Below are 2,699 nucleotides of genomic sequence, written 5' to 3' on the forward strand. Positions count from 1 at the left end.
GGGCCACGCCGGCGACTCGACCGTGCCGACGGCGATGCCGTCGACGGTCTCCAGGGGCCGGTACCCGCCCGACGGCGTCCCGTCGGCGTCGAGCACCGACACCTGCACCTGGTCGCCGGGCTTGGCCACCACCACCAGCGGTCCACTCGCGCCGGCCGCATCCGTCAGCGCCAACGGGGTGTCCGGGAAGGCGTAGTCCGGGCCCCAGGCCAGCGACACCGGCCCCCCACCGGCTCCGGCGAACCAGGCGAACACGGTCCGGCCGCGGATCTTCCCCTCCACGAGGGCCCACACCTGGCCGCCGGGGACCTCGCCCACGAAGAGGACCCGCCGCGTCGGGACCGGCGGCTCGACGCTCTGCGCGGGGTGGCGCGGCACGCCGTCGTCCCAGCTGAGCCGCGTGATGCTGTCGATCAGCTCCGTCTCCCCGGCCAGGGAGCCGCGGATCGGGATGTCGTAGAGGCCCGACGGCTGCGCCCTCGGTGCATCGGCGCCGGGGTGGGCCGCCTCCCCGCCACCGGCCAGCTGACCGTTCAGCCAGGAGACACCCGCCACGAACAGGGCCACCGCGAGGACGCCGGCCGCCGTGCCGGCGCGGAGCCGGCGCTCCCGGCGGTAGCCGGCCGCGACGTTCTCGTGCAGGTCCGGGTCGGGGTCGGCGACGGCGTCGGCCCGATCGACGAAGTTGCTGCGGAGCAGCTGCTCGACGTCCATCTCACCGTCCTCCGTTCGCGTAGGCGGGGTCCTCGACGACGAGCCGCAGGCGGGCGAGCCCCCGGGATGTCTGGGTCTTCACCGTGTTGACCGAGCAGCCCAGCGTCGCGGCGGTGTCGGCCTCCGAGAGGTCCTCCCAGTACCGCAGCACGAGGGCCGCCCGCATCCGTGGTGGGAGCGTGGCGAGGGCGCGGGTCAGCTCGTCCCGGTGGCCCAGGTCGGAGGCGACGTGGTCGTCCGGCCGGTCGATCGCGGGCAGGTCCACGATCTCCTGGACGACGCGCCGGCGACGCCAGCCCGCGGCCGTGGTGACCAGCACCCGCCGGACGTAGGCGTAGGGGTCGCCGTTCGCCCGCACCCGCCGCCAGTGCCGGTAGGCCTTGATCAGCGCCGCCTGCACGAGGTCCTCGGCGTGCCCGCGGTCGTGCGTGAGCAGGACCGCCGTCCGCAGCAGGGCCGCCGACCGGTCGGCGACGAAGGCCTCGAAGGACCCCTCGTCGTCATCGCGCACCCTGCCCCCTTTCGATCGGTCGACACACTGAACACGTCCGTACCGGGCGTCGACGGGTGACAGCGTTACCCGATCGTGACCCTGTGTGCGGTTCCGACCCGCGGTCGACCACCCCCGCCACACCCGTCCCAGGGTGCGGAGAAGTGTCGGCACGCCGTGCTTCCATCGAGGGGTGGCACACCGGGGGACGGACGCGGGGCCGGTCTACCGGCTCGTGCCGTCGGGCTCCGTCCCCACGACCCCGTCCCGGCTCGACCCCACCCAGCAGGCGGTGGTCGACCATCCCGGCGGCCCGCTGCTGGTCCTGGCGGGCCCGGGAACCGGGAAGACGACGACGATCGTCGAGGCGGTCGCTGCCCGGATCGACGCCGGCGTCGACCCCGAGCAGGTCCTCGTCCTGACCTTCAGCCGCAAGGCCGCCGCCGAGCTGCGCAGCCGGATCACCGGGCGGGTGGCGAGGACCATCCGCGAGCCGCTGGCCCGCACCTTCCACTCCTACGCCTACGGCGTGCTGCGTCGCGCGGCACTCCTGCGCGGTGACGCGCCGCCGCGTCTGCTCACCACGGCGGAGCAGGACGCCGTCGTGGCCGAACTGCTGCGCGGCGACGCAGAGGAGGAGGGTGCCGTCCGCTGGCCGGCCGGCCTGGCCCCGGCGCTCACCACCGCCGGCTTCCGCACCGAGCTGCGCGAGCTGCTCATGCGCGCCACCGAGCGTGGGGTCGGCGCCGCACAGCTCGCCGCCTGGGGCCGGGAGTCCGGCCGCGAGCACTGGGTGCACGCGGCCGCGTTCCAGGAGCAGTACGAGGGCGTCACGGCGTTCTCGACCGCCGGGCGCGGCGACGCCTCGGGCTATGACCCCGCCGAACTCGTCCGCGCGGCGATCGCCGAGCTGGACGGCGACCCAGAGCTGCTGCGCCAGGAACGCGAGCGCGCCCGGTGGCTGTTCGTCGACGAGTACCAGGACACCGACCCCGCCCAGGTCGAGCTGCTCGAGCTGCTGGCCGGCCGGGGCGGCAACCTGGTGGCCGTCGGTGACCCGGACCAGGCCATCTACGCATTCCGCGGCGCAGAGCCGCGCGGGATCGTCGAGTTCCCCGAGCGTTTCCTGCACACCGACGGGCGGCGGGCGCGCCGGGTGTCGCTGGGGGTCTGCCGGCGGTCGGGCGCGGAGCTGCTCCGGATCAGCCGCAAGGTCGCCGACGGGCTCCCGGGGCCGTGGGAGCACCGCCGCCTGTCGCCGGTCGAGGACACCGAGCCGGGCGCCGCCGAGGTGCACGTGTTCGGCTCCGCGGCGGTCGAGGCGGCCTACCTCGCCGACGTGCTGCGCCGGGCGCACCTGCTCGAGGGCCTGCCGTGGTCGGAGATGGCCGTCGTGGTGCGCACCGCGGGCGCGCTCGGCCCGCTGCGGCGCGCGCTGGCCTCGGCCGGGGTGCCGGTCGCCGTCTCGGCCGACGACCTGCCGCTGGCGGCGCAA

Annotated in this window: 3 protein-coding genes; 1 reads left to right on the forward strand and 2 read right to left on the reverse strand. The window is 75.6% G+C overall.

Annotation, left to right across the window (positions count from 1 at the left end; translation table 11 throughout):
- A partial coding sequence (locus tag E4P40_RS27210; RefSeq protein ID WP_135161409.1) for a hypothetical protein occupies positions 1–714 on the reverse strand: 714 nt, incomplete at its 3' end.
- A 1-nt stretch (position 715) separates the two neighbouring features.
- On the reverse strand, positions 716–1,225 hold the full coding sequence (locus E4P40_RS27215) for a SigE family RNA polymerase sigma factor (RefSeq protein ID WP_135161410.1): 510 nt from the start codon (positions 1,223–1,225) through the stop codon (positions 716–718).
- A 172-nt stretch (positions 1,226–1,397) separates the two neighbouring features.
- Here E4P40_RS27215 and E4P40_RS27220 point away from each other — a divergent pair.
- Positions 1,398–2,699: UvrD-helicase domain-containing protein (locus tag E4P40_RS27220; protein ID WP_167762391.1), on the forward strand; the 1,302-nt coding region annotated here is incomplete at its 3' end.

It is taken from the genome of Blastococcus sp. CT_GayMR20, from assembly GCF_004570345.1.